General features: G+C 43.4%; 14 protein-coding genes. 9 read left to right on the plus strand and 5 right to left on the minus strand.

Annotated features, from left to right (window positions below; translation table 11 throughout):
- Window positions 1-100 precede the first annotated feature (100 nt).
- Window positions 101-847: an RsfA family transcriptional regulator gene (locus tag ASU00_RS02470; RefSeq protein WP_057911867.1), complete on the minus strand. Its 747-nt coding sequence runs from the start codon at window positions 845-847 to the stop codon at window positions 101-103.
- A gap of 290 nt (window positions 848-1137) precedes the next feature.
- Between ASU00_RS02470 and ASU00_RS02475 the strand changes: the two genes are divergently transcribed.
- The 3 genes from ASU00_RS02475 (at window position 1138) to ASU00_RS02485 (ending at window position 3441) form a co-directional block, all read left to right on the plus strand.
- Window positions 1138-1359: a YuzB family protein gene (locus ASU00_RS02475; protein ID WP_048683566.1), complete on the plus strand. Its 222-nt coding sequence runs from the start codon at window positions 1138-1140 to the stop codon at window positions 1357-1359.
- A 222-nt stretch (window positions 1360-1581) separates the two neighbouring features.
- A complete protein-coding gene (locus ASU00_RS02480) occupies window positions 1582-2889 on the plus strand; it encodes an HD domain-containing protein (RefSeq protein ID WP_057911868.1) in 1308 nt (435 codons plus the stop codon).
- Window positions 2890-2922: 33 nt separating this feature from the next.
- A complete protein-coding gene (locus ASU00_RS02485; protein ID WP_057911869.1) occupies window positions 2923-3441 on the plus strand; it encodes a YwgA family protein in 519 nt (172 codons plus the stop codon).
- 812 nt (window positions 3442-4253) lie between these two features.
- Here the strand turns inward: ASU00_RS02485 and ASU00_RS02490 are convergent.
- Window positions 4254-4439 (minus strand): 2-hydroxymuconate tautomerase, encoded by a 186-nt coding sequence (locus ASU00_RS02490; protein WP_057911870.1) that lies wholly within the window; start codon window positions 4437-4439, stop codon window positions 4254-4256.
- Between the two features lie 136 nt (window positions 4440-4575).
- On the opposite strand from ASU00_RS02490, the gene ASU00_RS02495 reads away from it, so the two are divergent.
- Window positions 4576-5241: a site-2 protease family protein gene (locus tag ASU00_RS02495; protein WP_057911871.1), complete on the plus strand. Its 666-nt coding sequence runs from the start codon at window positions 4576-4578 to the stop codon at window positions 5239-5241.
- Window positions 5242-5279: 38 nt separating this feature from the next.
- Complete coding sequence (locus ASU00_RS02500) at window positions 5280-5789, plus strand: YwhD family protein (protein ID WP_057911872.1); 510 nt, start codon at window positions 5280-5282, stop codon at window positions 5787-5789.
- Window positions 5790-5926: 137 nt separating this feature from the next.
- Here the strand turns inward: ASU00_RS02500 and ASU00_RS02505 are convergent, their stop codons facing one another.
- On the minus strand, window positions 5927-7996 hold the full coding sequence (locus ASU00_RS02505) for a transglycosylase domain-containing protein (protein WP_057911873.1): 2070 nt from the start codon (window positions 7994-7996) through the stop codon (window positions 5927-5929).
- Between the two features lie 207 nt (window positions 7997-8203).
- On the opposite strand from ASU00_RS02505, the gene speE reads away from it, so the two are divergent.
- The 4 genes from speE (at window position 8204) to argS (ending at window position 13044) form a co-directional block, all read left to right on the plus strand.
- On the plus strand, window positions 8204-9031 hold the full coding sequence (gene speE, locus ASU00_RS02510; RefSeq protein WP_057911874.1) for a spermidine synthase: 828 nt from the start codon (window positions 8204-8206) through the stop codon (window positions 9029-9031).
- A 13-nt stretch (window positions 9032-9044) separates the two neighbouring features.
- Complete coding sequence (gene speB / locus ASU00_RS02515; RefSeq protein ID WP_057911875.1) at window positions 9045-9923, plus strand: agmatinase; 879 nt, start codon at window positions 9045-9047, stop codon at window positions 9921-9923.
- 1006 nt (window positions 9924-10929) lie between these two features.
- Window positions 10930-11370 (plus strand): YwiB family protein, encoded by a 441-nt coding sequence (locus ASU00_RS02525; RefSeq protein WP_057911877.1) that lies wholly within the window; start codon window positions 10930-10932, stop codon window positions 11368-11370.
- A 3-nt stretch (window positions 11371-11373) separates the two neighbouring features.
- Window positions 11374-13044 carry an arginine--tRNA ligase gene (argS, locus tag ASU00_RS02530; RefSeq protein ID WP_057911878.1) on the plus strand — a complete coding sequence of 557 codons (1671 nt, stop codon included), beginning with the start codon at window positions 11374-11376 and terminating at the stop codon, window positions 13042-13044.
- Window positions 13045-13095: 51 nt separating this feature from the next.
- Here argS and uvsE read toward each other — a convergent pair whose 3' ends face one another.
- Window positions 13096-14049 carry a UV DNA damage repair endonuclease UvsE gene (gene uvsE / locus ASU00_RS02535; protein WP_057911879.1) on the minus strand — a complete coding sequence of 318 codons (954 nt, stop codon included), beginning with the start codon at window positions 14047-14049 and terminating at the stop codon, window positions 13096-13098.
- A gap of 23 nt (window positions 14050-14072) precedes the next feature.
- On the minus strand, window positions 14073-15275 hold the full coding sequence (cls, locus tag ASU00_RS02540) for a cardiolipin synthase (protein WP_236712571.1): 1203 nt from the start codon (window positions 15273-15275) through the stop codon (window positions 14073-14075).
- Window positions 15276-15543 lie beyond the last annotated feature (268 nt).

Raw genomic sequence — 15543 nt, forward strand, 5'->3', positions numbered from 1 at the left:
TGAAACTGTGATGGACCATGAAAAAAAGAGTCTTATCCAGACTCCTTCCTTAGATCTTATAGGCTTATCTTGAAGTGGTCGAGCAAACCTGCATATTTCACTACTCGGCCATTTTTTCCAAGTTTCCATTACGATCCATCTTGAACTTCGTTGCCGGGCGCTCCTCTTCCTCTAACAAAACGAGCTTTCTTGCACGATTCATGATATTCATTAAAGTCTCATAATCTTCCTGCATCAAACCGCTATTTTGTTCGAGATGGCTGATTTTATTCTCCAGATCTTCATTACGTTTTTTCAGACCCTTGATTTCAAGCTTCAATCTTTCATTTTCTGTTTTTAATACCTCAGTTTGAAGCGTACGCCCATTCATAGATTCCAAATAGGCGATGACGGTATCAAGGTTGAGACCTCTTTCCGTCGGTGCTGGCGTGTTGTTGACCTTAGGAGCAAAAGCTTCAGCCACTACGAATTCTTCAGCAGCTTCATAACTGGTAGCATCGACTTCCGCTTCCAACGCTAGCTCCTCCTCTTGTACATGAGGAACCATTATGTCGGAAATGGTAGGGGACGGCGGTGTATACAGAAGCCGTTTTTTCGCTGCTTGATCCTTTCCAAGAATCCTTTGCCGCTGCTTTCGCTGTTTCTTGGCAAGGGAAAGCGCCTTATCATAATTATGGCGAACAACCGCATTCCAGCGGAAACCACAGGCGGCAGAGGTGCGATTCAACTTATCTCCTACCTCTTCAAAAGCATTCAGCTGAGTGCTTCCTTCCCGCACATGGCGTAATACCGTTTCTGCCAAAAGCAAATCATCTTCTTCTGTCCAGGCATCTTGACGAACCTTCATTTCTACATACTCCCTTTCTGGTAACTTTTAAAATGAATAACTATATAAAATATCGTGTGGCCATGATTAAGCTGTGTTCTACTAGCATTTTGGACAAATTCTGGATTTTTTATACAAAAAGGTTGAAAGGATACTAGTTTTTTGATTGAATACCGTATTTCTAATTGATTTCCTTTCCTTTTCGCATCAACAAGCCCTCTTGATATTCATAGGTAGAAGCGGTAAAATACCTTTTAGCCATATAATTGGATTAAAAAATAGATTTTCATGGGAAGGATGGTGACCGGAGGATGTCCAATGAATTCAGAGTGTGCGATGACTGCTTGGCGGTGAATATAAAGACGTTGATTCCCCGTCTTGAAAAGCTTGATCCCGACGCGAAAATTGAAGTGGGCTGCCAATCCTATTGCGGTCCAGGCAGAAAGAAGTCATTTGCCTTTGTCAATAACCGTCCAGTTGCTGCACCGACAGAAGACGAGTTACTAGATAAAATTAATAAAAAACTAAAGTAGGATCCTTGAAGGATTGCTTTTTTATAAATGGAACAGGCGGATATCACCCAGAATGAAACACACTGCGGTGATTTTTTATTTTCTTATTTACGGGCCAAAACCTGTTGGAACCTTCCGTTTTCTTACAAAATACCCCCGCTTCCTAGCAAGGGGCCAGTTAGGTTTTTTTGTAGAAACACGCTATAATGGATGCATCGAGACTATGAAAAAAGAGGGTAGTTCATGGAATATTCCGCCGAAAAATTACAAGAAGAAAAAGTTTTCAAGGACCCGGTACACCGATATATACATGTTCGTGACCGGGTTATATGGGATTTGATCGGGACGAAGGAATTCCAGCGCCTTAGAAGGATCAAACAGCTGGGAACGACGTATTTAACCTTTCACGGCGCGGAGCATAGCCGACTTAGCCATTCGCTTGGAGTTTATGAGATTGTCCGCAGGATCGTCGATGATGTTTTCGAGGGAAGGCCGGAATGGAAGCCTGAGGAACGTTTACTATCCTTGTGCGCGGCCCTACTGCATGATTTGGGTCATGGCCCTTTCTCTCATTCTTTTGAAAAGGTGTTTGACCTCGACCATGAGCATTTCACCCAACAGATAATCGTCGGCGACACGGAAGTGAATAAGATCCTCCTTAGGGTAGGCCGTGATTTCCCCAAAAAAGTGGCAGAGGTCATCGCAAAAACCTATAAAGGCAAATTAGTAGTCAGCCTGATTTCCAGTCAGATCGATGCTGATAGAATGGACTATTTACAGCGGGATGCATACTTTACCGGTGTGAGCTATGGACACTTCGATATGGAAAGGCTTCTGCGGGTCATGAGGCCGAGGGAAGAGCATGCCGTAATCAAACAAAGCGGGATGCATGCAGTGGAAGATTATATCATGAGTCGCTACCAAATGTATTGGCAGGTTTATTTCCATCCAGTCACGAGAAGTGCGGAAGTCATTCTCACTAAGATATTACATCGAGCGAAGCATTTATACGAAGCCGGTTATGAGTTTGCTCAGCAACCGCACCATTTTTATTCATTGTTCAAGGGGGAAGTGACCTTAGCTGACTATTTGAAAATGGATGAAGCGGTGATGCTCTATTATTTCGAGGCATGGGAAGAAGAAAACGATGCCATTTTAAAAGATTTATGCACACGCTTCATGAATCGGAAATTATTTAAATATGCGGAATTCCACCCATCGAACAGTCAGATGAATAAATTGATGGAATTAAGGACGTTATTCAAGAAGGCAGGAATCGATCCGGATTATTATCTCGTCGTCGATTCTTCATCAGATCTGCCGTATGATTTTTACCGGCCGGGTGAGGAAGAGGAGAGACTGCCGATTCACTTGCTGAAAAATAATGGCGAAATTCGTGAATTGTCGCGTGAATCCGAAATTGTCGACGCCATTTCAGGCAAAAGAAGAACCGATCATAAGCTGTATTATCCAGCAGATATATTGCGAGATGAATCGACGAAGAAAAATATAAAAAAACAGATTCGTACGCTTTTGGAGCTATCGGATTGAAGTGGTACATTTTTTATTGAGGAGTGACGAACCTTGTTTAAGGATCATGCAAACATTATTAATGCAATATCTACTGCCGGTGAGATCTCGGGTCGGAAAAAATTACAAAAAATCGTGTATATCGCCAAGAAGCTTTCGTTTCCTTTCCACGAGAAGTTTCAATTTCATTTTTATGGGCCGTATTCGGAGGAGCTGACCTTACGCATTGAAGAACTTTGCGAAATGGGTTACTTGAATGAGGTAAAGGAAAAAAAGGCAGGCTATTATCAATATTGCTATTCAATAACGGATGCGGGCCAGGACTTCCTATCGATACAGGAAGTGGAGATGCCTGCTCTTGAGGCATGCTTACTCGATATGAATGAACAGAATGCCCGATTTTTGGAGCTTGTTTCAACGGTATTATATTTCGACACGCTTGAAAAAGAGGAAGTCACCGAGAAGATTTTCACACTGAAAAGCAAGCAAAAATATACACCGGAAGAAATTGAAGAAGCATATAAATATATTGACCAGCTAAAAACAAAAGCTAAGCCGAATGGATGCTTTTAAAGGGCAGGAAAAAAAAGCTAGGCAATATGAACGAGAGGCTGTCTGTATTTTACAGGCGGCATCTTTTTTAGGTTCCAATGCATGAATAAAGAGTGAAATGGATTGTCCTCATGATCATTTATTCCGCAGACTTGGATACGGGTTGGTATAGTAGAACCTTTGATCCTCTCTCATAAAATAAATGAAAGCGTTTTTGTGGATGTAGCCTATTAAGATAATTTTATTGAATTCTTCATAAGCTAAAATTTATCCTCTGTTCAACATTTTGGGAAATGGAATTTCTATGTAAATGTTAAAACTGAGTGGATTTAATCAGCAAAACTGAAGGTAATGGAGACTCCATCTTCATTTTCACGCAGAGTGGAGTGGAACGGAGGGTGAGAGACTCCTGCCGGAAAGCGAGTCCAAGGGAGACAGCAGGCGCTAGAACCGACGGTAGGCCCAATTGGATAAAAGAGTGTCCGCAATGAAATGAAAATATCAAATTTGAAACAATTAAAACTGTGAGCGATAGGAGTTCTACCTGATTTTTCACGCATAGGGGAATGAAACGAAAGGCGGCGAGACTCCTGCGGGAAATGCGTGTCTACGTGAGACCCCGCAGGTTAAAAGCCGAGGAGTCACGGACCGCCTCTGGATAAGGGATCGCCTGCAGCGAAAAGGAATGGTCAATGTACAGCTTCTCCTAGTTCAATCGACGTGCTTTTTTTCTATTTTAAACAAAAGTGCCCTACAGGATCGACTTTTTTCAAAGCGCCTATCCTGTAGGGTACATTTTAGATGGTGGCTTATATTTCCCCGTTATGTAAATCTCATAGGTCGCTTTTACGGACACCTGCTACTGCAAAGTGGTTTTTCGACATTTCTTCAATGAAAATCGTCACGGCCTCTGCTGGCGCTCCGGTTGTTTCTGTTACCGCTGCGGTCACCTTTTCGACTAAAGCTTTTTTTTGTTCGTCTGTACGGCCTTCAAGCATTTTGACTGTTACAAATGGCATCATGATCCCCCCTTTCGTTCTTATCTTGTAGTGTTTCACAACGGAAAAAGAATTGCAAGACGAGGAAGTCAGAGTTTTTTTCACTTCTTGGTCTTTTGATGTATACTAACGGTAATATATATTGGGGGAGAAGCTATTGGATCAATTAGAACGGTTTTTGGCTTATGATTTGGAAGAACTTCCATATGTCATTGTGTCATTGTTGATCGCATTTACGGTACATGAATTTTCACATGCTTATGTGGCCTATAAGTTCGGTGACCCGACGGCAAAGAATGAAGGAAGAGTAACGTTGAATCCGGTTTCCCACTTGGATCCGATCGGGACTTTGTTGATATTGATCGCCGGATTCGGTTGGGCAAGACCTGTCCCGGTCAATCGTTTTCATTTTAAAAATCCAAAGTTGGCGGGAGTGCTCGTCTCTTTTGCGGGTCCGTTCAGTAACCTGATCGTTGCCATTTTGGGTTATTTGATTTTTTACGGGCTGCTTGCAGCAGGAGTTGGACCAGATTTACCTTTTTTCGTCCAGCCCTTCTTGAATGTGCTCATAAATTTGAATGTCCTTTTGTTTGTATTCAATCTCATCCCGCTGCCGCCGCTCGATGGTTTTCGGATCATACAGGATCTTGTTTCAGCAGATTTGCGGGCAAAAATGACCCAGTATGAGCAGTATGGGTCGCTGATTTTTTTGATTTTGATCATCACGCCGCTCAGCAACTATACAATTAGACCGATATTGGATACGGGTATTAAATTTGTAGGAAGCAGCTTGAGTCAATTTTTTTCACTATTATTTTTTTAACAAAAAAGAAATGACAAAACATGAAGGGGGATATAAACATGGAAGAACAACCAAAGAAGAAGGTAGGCTTCAATATCATCAAAAATGATCCTACTGAGGGTCATGGCGGATATGGGGCCGGGGTTTTGACACTCGATAATATTTCACCGGTCATCATTGATGTCGATGCAGGTGAAGCCGAGGTGGATATCGGTGCGATGCATGCGCGAAGTGTCGTGGAAAAAGGGATCAAATTTTTAAAGACGAAAGAAGAGGTCCCGAATGCAAAGCCTTACTGGCTTGTTTGGGTGACGATTGAGGCCACTCAAAACGGTCCTCAATATGCAGGTGTGACTGCTTGCGAAATGATGGTTGACCGTTCAATCAGACGTGGCTACAAATCCCTTCCGGAGCACGTTAACCGGATGGATAAATCGCTTAAACGTTATATCATCGTCGAGGATATGGATGTTAAATCAAAACGTATCCTTGCAGACTTCCTGAAAAACCATGATGCGGGAATGTGGGATCGTTCTTCAGCGAAGCTTAAGGAGTCATTGACGGTTTAAATGTTGAATTATGAAGTTTAGTGAAAAATGCACTTGTCGTAAAGCGATAAAATCAGTAAACTTATAGACAGCAGTTTAGACACTGTGGAACTAGGACAGAAAAAACCCGAAGCCGCTTGCGGTTTCGGGTTTTTTCGTTATCTCCACGGCTTCAGGACCTTTTTGTACCATGGGGTCTTTTTTTGCTCTGCTTCATCCGGGACTTGTGTAGGTTTATCGCCTTTAAAGTGCTCGGCGCAGTATTCGATGGGTTCTGTGCCTTTCACATAATAAGTCAATCTTGAGACAGGGCAATCCTTTGTTGCCAATTTACCGCTGGCGGGATTCACGTTGACAGCGATTACGTTTTTTGTTTCCTTAAACGGTTTGGCCTTTGTTCCCTGCAGGCCCTTTTCCATATAAGACGCCCAGATTTTCTTTGCATAGCTTTTTTCTGCCGGATTCTCGATTTTTTTACCTTGGTCATAGCCAATCCAGACTCCTGCTACAAGCTCCGGTGTGTAACCGATCATCCAGCTATCCGTCGGGGTGGAACCTGATTTGCCGGCATATGGGCGGGTCAGCTGTGAGCTGATGGTGCTTCCGGTAACCTTCGTATAGCCATTTAAGGTTTCATCGAAAACCCCGGTAAGCATATCGGTCATGACGAACGCCTTGTCCTTATCCAGAATCTGTTCCGGTTTCTCCTTTTCATCAAAAATCACTTCACCTTTTTGATTTTCCACCTTTTTGATAAACACGGGTTCAACCTTCTTGCCGCCGTTAGCCAGAATGCCGTATGCATTGACCATTTCAATTGCACGTACGCCTGAGGTACCGAGTGCGAGCGATGGCACGACAGCCATTTTCGCCGTTATGCCAAAGCGGTGCGCCGTATCGACCAAAGACTGTTCCCCAAGGAATAAATGTGTTTTTACGGCGAAGATATTATCTGAAAGAGCAATGGCCTGGGCCATCGTGATTTCACCTTCCGCATATTGATGATTGTAATTATGCGGTGTATAGGAGGAGTGGCCATCATCGAAAGAAAATGTGGTCGTCTCGCTTTTTAAAGTGGTCGACGGTGTGAAACCATTTTCCAGCGCTGCATAATAGAGCAATGGCTTCATGGTCGAGCCTGGCTGACGGACGGCCTGTGTAGCCCTGTTGAATGGCGACTCCTCATAATCGCGACCACCGACCAATGCCCGGACTTCGCCTGTATCCGGATCCATTGCCACGATCGAGGCTTGAATAGCTGAAGACTCCGGAATGGTAGTGGAAACAACCTCTTCGGCTGCGTCCTGCTGTGATTCGTCGAGTGTGGTATATACCTTTAGGCCGCCGAGCTCAATCGTCCTGTCATCTAAGTGAAGCTGTGATTTCAATGCCTGCTTGACCGCATCCTGGAAATAGGGAGCGGTTTTCTTGGTGACCGTTCCATGCTCTCCTTTTAATGTAAGCGGGACTTGCGAAGCTTCGGTGACATTTTTTCCTGAAATGTAGCTTTTATTTTTCATGGCCTGCAGGACAACCCTCTGTCTCGATTTTGCCTTTTCAAGGTTATCCAATGGAGAATAGTTGGATGGCCCTTTAGGTATCCCGGCCAGCATGCTAGCCTCAGCGAGTGTAAGATCCAAGGCATTCTTGCCAAAGTAATACTGGCTTGCAGCCTGGGCGCCGTATGCGCCATGGCCATAGTAAATCGTATTTAAATAACCTTCCAGAATTTCTTTTTTGGAGTAGTTCATTTCTAAGCGTATTGTATAAAAGGCCTCATTGAGCTTCCGCGACCATGTTTTGTCATGACCGAGAAACAGGTTCCGTGCATACTGCTGGGTTATCGTGCTTGCGCCCTGGACCTTGGACATGGCCTGGATATCTGCAAGAATGGCCCCGCCAATCCGCTTTATATCAAATCCATTGTGAGTGTAAAATTGGCGGTCCTCAACAGCCACGGTTGCTTTAATGAGCTGAGGTGAAATCGCATCCATCCCGGCCCAATACCGCTTCTGGCCATTATCCGTTTCACCGATCACATTTCCATCATCGCTATAATAGAGCGTGGACTGTGGTACGGCCAATGGCGGCGGCCCTAATATTTTTGCATAAATCAGCAAAGAGAGAAGCAATACAAAGAGTATGATGAGCCCGATTGTGGCAAGGATAATGATGGCCCGTACATATTTAGTCGTCCTTTTAAATCGTTCGCTTGGAATCAATTCCATTGCATTCACCTCTCTTATCAGAAAAGAATCTAGTATCTATTACTATTATGGAAAAAAAAGAGATTTTTAAACATAAGAAAGTCATTTTGGAAATTTATCTTGCAATTCTGCTAGATTCGTCTATAATTTTTCTAGCTAATGACTATACCGAATTTGGGGAACCTATTAGGTGACTGACAATATGAAATGGAAAAGGAGCGTTAATAAATGAGCATTTGGTTTACTGAAAAACAAACAGAGAACTTTGGTATTACGATGAAAGTGAATCGTACTTTACATACGGAGCAAACTGAGTTTCAAAAGCTTGATATGATTGAAACGGAAGAGTGGGGCAATATGCTATTGTTGGATGACATGGTCATGACTTCACAGCGCGATGAATTCGTTTACCATGAAATGGTAGCCCATGTTCCTTTATTCACTCATCCTAATCCAGAAAACGTTTTGGTTGTAGGCGGAGGGGACGGAGGAGTTATCCGTGAAATCCTTAAGCACCCAAGCGTAAAAAAAGCTACATTGGTGGATATCGATGGAAAAGTTATCGAATACTCCAAGAAGTTTTTGCCGGAGATTGCAGGCATGCTTGAAGATCCGCGTGTAGACGTACAAGTTGGGGATGGCTTCATGCACATCGCCAAAAGTGAAAATGAATATGACGTGATCATGGTTGACTCAACTGAACCTGTCGGACCTGCTGTCAATTTATTCACAAAAGGTTTTTATGCCGGGATTTCCAAAGCTTTGAAAGAAGATGGGATCTTTGTGGCACAATCAGACAATCCTTGGTTTAAAGCGGACTTAATTCGTGATGTACAACGTGATGTGAAAGAAATATTCCCGATCACTAGCCTTTATTTAGCGAACATCCCAACGTATCCGAGCGGCCTTTGGGCGTTTACGATCGGATCGAAAAAATATAATCCATTGGAAGTAGCGGAAGAACGCTTCCATGAGATCGACACGAAATATTATACGAAAGAACTTCATCAAGCAGCGTTCGTTCTGCCTAAATTCGTTCAAGATCTAGTGAAATAAGGAGGCGTGGAACATGAGATTCGATGAAGCCTATTCAGGCAATGTATTCATTAAAAGCCATCCCGATTTCGAGGAGTCGGAAGCCGTGCTTTACGGCATGCCAATGGACTGGACGGTAAGCTTCCGTCCGGGTTCCCGCTTTGGGCCGACCAGGATCCGTGAAGTTTCGATCGGTCTGGAGGAGTACAGCCCGTACTTGGATCGTGAATTGGAAGAAGTGAAATTTTATGATGCTGGCGATATTCCCTTGCCATTCGGCAACCCGCAGCGAAGCATCGATATGATAGAAGAATTTGTCGACGGTGTGTTGGATGCCGGTAAATTCCCATTAGGTATGGGCGGGGAGCACCTCGTCACATGGCCTGTCATAAAAGCCATGTACAAAAAGTATCCCGACATGGCCATCATTCATATGGATGCCCACACTGATTTACGGGAGGATTATGAGGGAGAACCGCTTTCCCATGCATCGATCATTCGTAAATCCGCAGAGCTTATCGGTCCGAAGAATGTATACTCATTCGGCATTCGCTCCGGTTTGAAGGAAGAGTTTCAATGGGCAAAGGAAAATGGTATGCACATCTCTAAATTCGAAGTTCTGGAGCCACTGAAAGAAGTACTGCCACAGCTGGCAGGGCGTCCTGTTTATGTAACGATCGACATCGATGTCCTTGACCCTGCACATGCGCCGGGAACAGGCACTGTAGATTGTGGAGGCATCACTTCCAAAGAGCTTTTAGCTTCGATTCATGAGATAGCACGGTCTGAGATAAATGTCGTCGGCTGTGATTTAGTGGAAGTAGCACCAATCTATGATCCATCAGAGCAAACAGCGAACACGGCGAGCAAGCTGATACGCGAAATGATTTTAGGTTGGGTTCAAAAAGGCTAAGAATCGAACTTTAATAAAAGTACCCTATAGAATGGACACGTTGAAATAAGTCTATTCTGTAGGGTGCTTTTGTTTATAAATAGATTGCCAATTGTCCAAAGTGTTGGAGGTATTCCAAAACTGAGGCAATAGGGCTTCAATTTTTTCGTATTCTTTCAGAGTGGAACGGAGGGTGCGAGACTTCTGCGGGGAAATGCGACCCCGCAGGCAAAAGCCGAGTAGACTCCCGGACCGCCCTCTGGATAAGCGCGATCGCCTGCAGTGAATTGAAACGGTCTAAGGTACAGTTACTCGTCAGTTTGTGCTTTGCATTGAATTTAAAGCGGGGTTCCGTATAATTTACCCTTTTCACACGCATTTGGGGCCCGTTTCTGGTGTATTTCTTGCGTTACTCACGTTTTTGGCCCGGGTTCCCCGTATAATCACTGCTTTCTTTCACCATTTCGGAGCTTTACTCGCGAATTTAGCCACTTTATTCGTGAGTTTGGCAGTTTTATTCGTGAATTTCGTGCTTTTATTCGTGAAATTAGCGCATTTACTCGCGAGTTTGGGCTTTGCTACGCAGAGTGGCGTGCAACTAAACGTCCAAAGTACAATTCCTCCAAAACTGAGGGCAATAAGGATGCCGTCTTCGTATTCACCCAAAGTGTAATGTAACGGACCGTGCGAGACTCCTGCGGGAAATGCGAGTGCCCGCAGTGCAATGAAGCGATTGAATTTGAAAATACCAAAACTGTTGGAAATTAGAGATAGTTTGTTCGGATGAAGCAGAAAGGAACTGTCGGTCAAATTCTTACTAATTTTCTCCCTAGTTTTAAAAAAAGTGTCTATTCCATAGGGTGCATTTCCAAACCCAAAAGAAAACTTTCACCGAAAAACACTTTCTAGGCTATTTCCTTCTATCCCTTTCTGGATTTGCACTTTATTTTCCGATGCAAGTTGAAACTTGCTTGAAGAATATTTATACTTATGAAGTTAAGGACGACGTGATGAAGGAAGTGTAGAGTTGACTCTTCATGATATAGATAAGCAAGCCATTAAAGTGACGTTGCAGACAAAAATCAAGCATGGCCCTGAAACGGAAACGTATGAAGTGGTCACATTTGGTACAAAAATGTACAAGGGTTCCGATTTGTATTTGCAATATAAAGAGGAAAATGAAGTGGGTCAAACGCAAACGACGATTAAGCATAAAATGGATGAAACGATCCTGCTCAGAAATGGTGCCGTTAAAATGAGGCAGCTCTTTCGCTTACAGGAAGCGACAAATGGACATTATGAAAGTATATATGGCAGGTTAGGATTACGGACAACCACGAGAAAAATCGATCATCAATGGGATGAGCAGGCCAAACAAGGTAAACTTGTCCTTAATTATACGTTACATATGCAGGGAAGCGAACCCGGTCAATATGAAATGACGATCGCCTACAAGGAGGAAGCATAACACATGAACATAGTTAATGAGGTACAGGAAAAACTGAAAGAAGAGATTAAGGCTGCGGTCATCAAGGCCGGCTTAGCAACGGAGGAGCAGATTCCAAATGTTGTTTTGGAACTGCCAAGAGATAAGACGCACGGAGATTACTCGACGAATATGGCGATGCAATTAACGAAGATTGCAAAGAAAGCGCCAAAAATGATTGCTGAAGCAATTATCGAAAACTTTGATAACTCAAAAGCATCGATCGAAAAAATTGAAATTGCAGGACCAGGCTTCATAAATTTCTACATGAATAATTCCTATTTGACGGAATTGATTCCTACCATTTTGAAAGCCGACGAAACATATGGGGAAAGCGATTTTGGAAAAGGTGAAAAAATCCAAGTGGAATTCGTTTCCGCAAACCCGACAGGCGACCTTCACCTTGGTCATGCCCGCGGTGCAGCGGTAGGGGATACGTTATGCAATGTCCTATCCAAAGCAGGCTATGATGTTTCACGTGAATATTATATCAATGATGCTGGTAACCAAATCAATAATTTGGCCATTTCCATCGAAGCACGCTATTTCCAAGCGCTAGGTCTTGAAAAGGAAATGCCGGAGGGCGGTTATCACGGTGAAGATATTAAAGGCTTTGGTAAAAAGCTTGCCGAAGAATATGGCGATAAATATGTAAATGCTGATGAAAAAGAGCGTTTTGATTTCTTCCGTGAATACGGCTTGAAATGTGAAATGGAAAAACTGAAAACGGACTTGGGCAAATTCCGTGTCGGATTCGATGTATGGTACTCCGAAACTTCCCTTTATCAAGATGGCAAAATCGATGAAGCTCTGAACGTTTTAAGGGAACGGGGACATATCTACGAGCAAGATGGGGCAACTTGGTTCCGTTCAACCGAATTGGGTGATGATAAAGACCGCGTACTCATTAAACAAGACGGTTCATACACCTATTTGACACCGGATATTGCGTACCATCGCAATAAATTGGAGCGCGGCTTCGAAACATTGATCAACATCTGGGGTGCTGACCACCACGGTTATATCCCTCGTATGAAAGCGGCAATCGAAGCATTAGGTTACAAACGCGAGCAGCTTGAGGTGGAAATCATCCAGCTGGTACATCTGTTCAAAGATGGCGAGAAGATGAAAATGAGCAAGCGGACGGGCAAAGCGGTCACGATGCGTGATCTTATTGATGAAGTGGGCCTTGATGCGACTCGTTATTTCTTTGCGATGAGAAGCGCGGATACGCACATGGACTTCGATTTGGACCTTGCCGTATCGCAATCCAATGATAACCCGGTTTACTATGCACAGTATGCACATGCCAGGATATCGAGTATTTTGCGCCAAGGTGTGGAGCAAGGGGTCAGCTTTGAAGGAATCACTGATTTCTCTGCCCTTTCCACTGAAAAAGAAGTCGAGCTGTTGAAGAAATTAGGCGAGTTCCCGCAGGCGATTGCCGAAGCAGCCGAAAAACGGATGCCTCACCGCATGACGAACTATATTTACGACCTAGCTTCTACATTCCATAGCTTCTACAATGCAGATAAGGTTCTGGATGTGGAGAAGATGGAAAGAAGTCAGGCACGCCTTGGACTGGTTAAATCCGTCCAAATCACTTTAAGGAACGCTTTGGAAATAATCGGCGTTTCTGCCCCGGAAAAAATGTAATCGGCTAAAGCGACTGTTTCTAAAGAAACAGTCGCTTTTTTTTTCAGCCTATCAGCATTGAATGGAACCACCGCTCACCCTTTTTACTCCACGGACCTTGGATATATCTTCAATCAGCTGCAGCATCGCCCGATCCTTCATCTTGGCTTCAATCATGAAATCGACGTCCTGTCCAATGTCCCTAAGTGCTTTGAATAGGGGCATGATGAATTCCAAATCGATATAATCAGCATGCGAGCGAAATGCACCGGGTGATTTGGGGGAAGAAATATGGATCTTTGGAACCGCTCCTGCATGGCTCCATGTAGTGATGACCTCGGTGAGCAGCTCGTTAAGAGGCTCATCTGAGAGGTTGGCAAGATGGTGGTGGTAATCGAAGACAAGTGGAATGCCTTCCCGTTTACATACACGGAGGGTTTCTGATGTTGTATAGGTTTTATCGTCATTCTCAAAAGTCATTCTTGCCTTGACGTGCTCCGGGAGTAGCTTTAGGTTGTCATGGACCCTTACTAAAGCTGACTCTTTATCACCATAGGCCCCGCCGACATGGATATTGATGAAAGAAGAGTCCGCAATCCCCATTGCATCAAACATGTTATAGTGGAACTCCATATCTTTTACGGCATTTTGTGTAATCCCAGGTTTGGGGCTGGTAAACAGCGTAAACTGGTTGGGATGAAAGCTCACCCGCATTTTATGTGCGGTAACCCATTCGCCAAGCTGCTTCCATTCCTTTTTGAATGGAGTGACGAAATCCCATTCCACGTCTGGATGCGTAGATAAAGGAACGATGGAACTGGACATCCGATAGATTTCTATTTGGTGGGCCGTGTTGTATTGAAGCACCCTTAAGGTATTTTCAATGTTCTGCCTCGTCACAGTCAAAAGCCGATCCATCCCCACTTCCTGTCCCAATTCGCTATATCGCTTGTAAGTAAGTGTCTTCGCTGGGGAGGCCTCCCATAAACAGGTCGCGTTGGATACAAAGCCGAATCTTATTTTCATTTGTATTTTCTCCTTAATCGATGTTATAGAAAAGGAGAAAGGATGGAAGCCAGCGATTCTTTCGCTGTACGAACAGCGTTCATGGAAGAAAGCTTATCCCCGTTCAGCAGCTTCGATTCAGCAACGTCCACCGCTAATTCCTTTTCTGCATCCTCAATAAATGCCCGATCATAAATCAAACAATTGATTTCCCCATTTAAAAAACAACTGCGTTTATCGAAGTTTGCCGTACCGATATCACAAATTGTATCATCAATCAGTATCACTTTAGAATGGTAGAACCCTTTCTGAAATTGCATGATGGCAGCTCCTTCTTTTATCAATACCCGGAAATAGGGAAATGAAGCCTCTTTCACAAGTGGATGATCCGAATTTTCGGGAACGATCACCGTTACGGAAACATTCCTGGAAAGAGCTTCCCTTAACTCGCGGAACAGGGGATTGCTTGGAATGAAGTATGGCGTCCCGATGATGATTTTTTCTTTAGCTTGCTGAATCATGCCTACCAATGTCTGTTCAAGATCACTTCCATTCGTGAGAACAACCTGATGCATCTGAGTCCCTGGCGTCAGGGTAGGAAAATATGCAGGCGTCCCCCTAAGATCCTCGTCTGTATCGTGCTGCCAGTCCAAGAGGAAGACTTCCTGCAGGTCCTTTACTCCTTCACCGGTCATCTTCAAATGGTAATCTCGCCAAGGATTCAATTTGTCTCCTTGATTTATATATTCCTTGCCGATATTAAAGCCGCCAAGATAGCCAATTTTCCCATCAATCACCGTGATTTTTCGATGATTCCTTTTTTGGATCGTATAGAAAAGGAAGGGGAGTTTCGGTTTATAGCTGAAAGAAAAATGAACGCCGCTTTCCTTTAGCTGCCCAATGGCTGTTCGGGATATTTTTTTTCCTCCAACCCAATCGACTAAAAGGCGTACCTCCACACCCGTTTCCGCTTTCGTTTGCAGCAGCTTCAAAAAGTCCCTGCTGAATTGATCGTTTTTTACAATATAAAAAAGGATATGGACAGAATCCTGTGCTTGATTGATTTCTTCCATTAAATCGTCAAACAGGATTTTACCTGAGGTGAACACGGTCATGTCGCTGTTTCGAGGCGGATATTTCACGTTGGTTGCCTGCTTCATATAACGCTTATGCCCCAGCTTAAAATCAATTAAGCACCAAGTGAAGATCAATAAAAAAATGGAAGCAAGCGTCGTGATTATCTTCAAAAAAATCCCCCCTATATGATTTCAGTTTAGTTTGACTCAAATTACCTGTAAGTAACCATAGAATGGAGAGAAGGGGACAGTATTTTTACGATATAGAAGGTAAAACATGAAGAATTGTCGAACTATTTAAAAAGGTGTTGGAAATCACATATTTTTATAAAGAAAAAAGTTGACTGAATGCTCATTCATTATATAATGGAGATAATCAAATTTCAGAAAAATGCCAAATTTTCTATTTTATTAAAAGAGCTACCTGGCATTTTACAAT

Source organism: Peribacillus muralis (assembly GCF_001439925.1).
GTDB classification, from domain to species: Bacteria; Bacillota; Bacilli; order Bacillales; family DSM-1321; genus Peribacillus; species Peribacillus muralis.

Coding starts and splice junctions, on each gene's coding strand:
- ASU00_RS02505 (WP_057911873.1), bottom strand. CDS start 7,996: ATGGAATTGATTCCAAGCGAACGATTTAAAAGGACGACTAAATATGTA.
- uvsE (WP_057911879.1), bottom strand. CDS start 14,049: ATGAAAATAAGATTCGGCTTTGTATCCAACGCGACCTGTTTATGGGAG.
- ASU00_RS02480 (WP_057911868.1), top strand. CDS start 1,582: ATGGAATATTCCGCCGAAAAATTACAAGAAGAAAAAGTTTTCAAGGAC.
- speB (WP_057911875.1), top strand. CDS start 9,045: ATGAGATTCGATGAAGCCTATTCAGGCAATGTATTCATTAAAAGCCAT.
- ASU00_RS02470 (WP_057911867.1), bottom strand. CDS start 847: ATGAAGGTTCGTCAAGATGCCTGGACAGAAGAAGATGATTTGCTTTTG.
- ASU00_RS02490 (WP_057911870.1), bottom strand. CDS start 4,439: ATGCCATTTGTAACAGTCAAAATGCTTGAAGGCCGTACAGACGAACAA.
- speE (WP_057911874.1), top strand. CDS start 8,204: ATGAGCATTTGGTTTACTGAAAAACAAACAGAGAACTTTGGTATTACG.
- ASU00_RS02500 (WP_057911872.1), top strand. CDS start 5,280: ATGGAAGAACAACCAAAGAAGAAGGTAGGCTTCAATATCATCAAAAAT.
- argS (WP_057911878.1), top strand. CDS start 11,374: ATGAACATAGTTAATGAGGTACAGGAAAAACTGAAAGAAGAGATTAAG.
- ASU00_RS02475 (WP_048683566.1), top strand. CDS start 1,138: ATGTCCAATGAATTCAGAGTGTGCGATGACTGCTTGGCGGTGAATATA.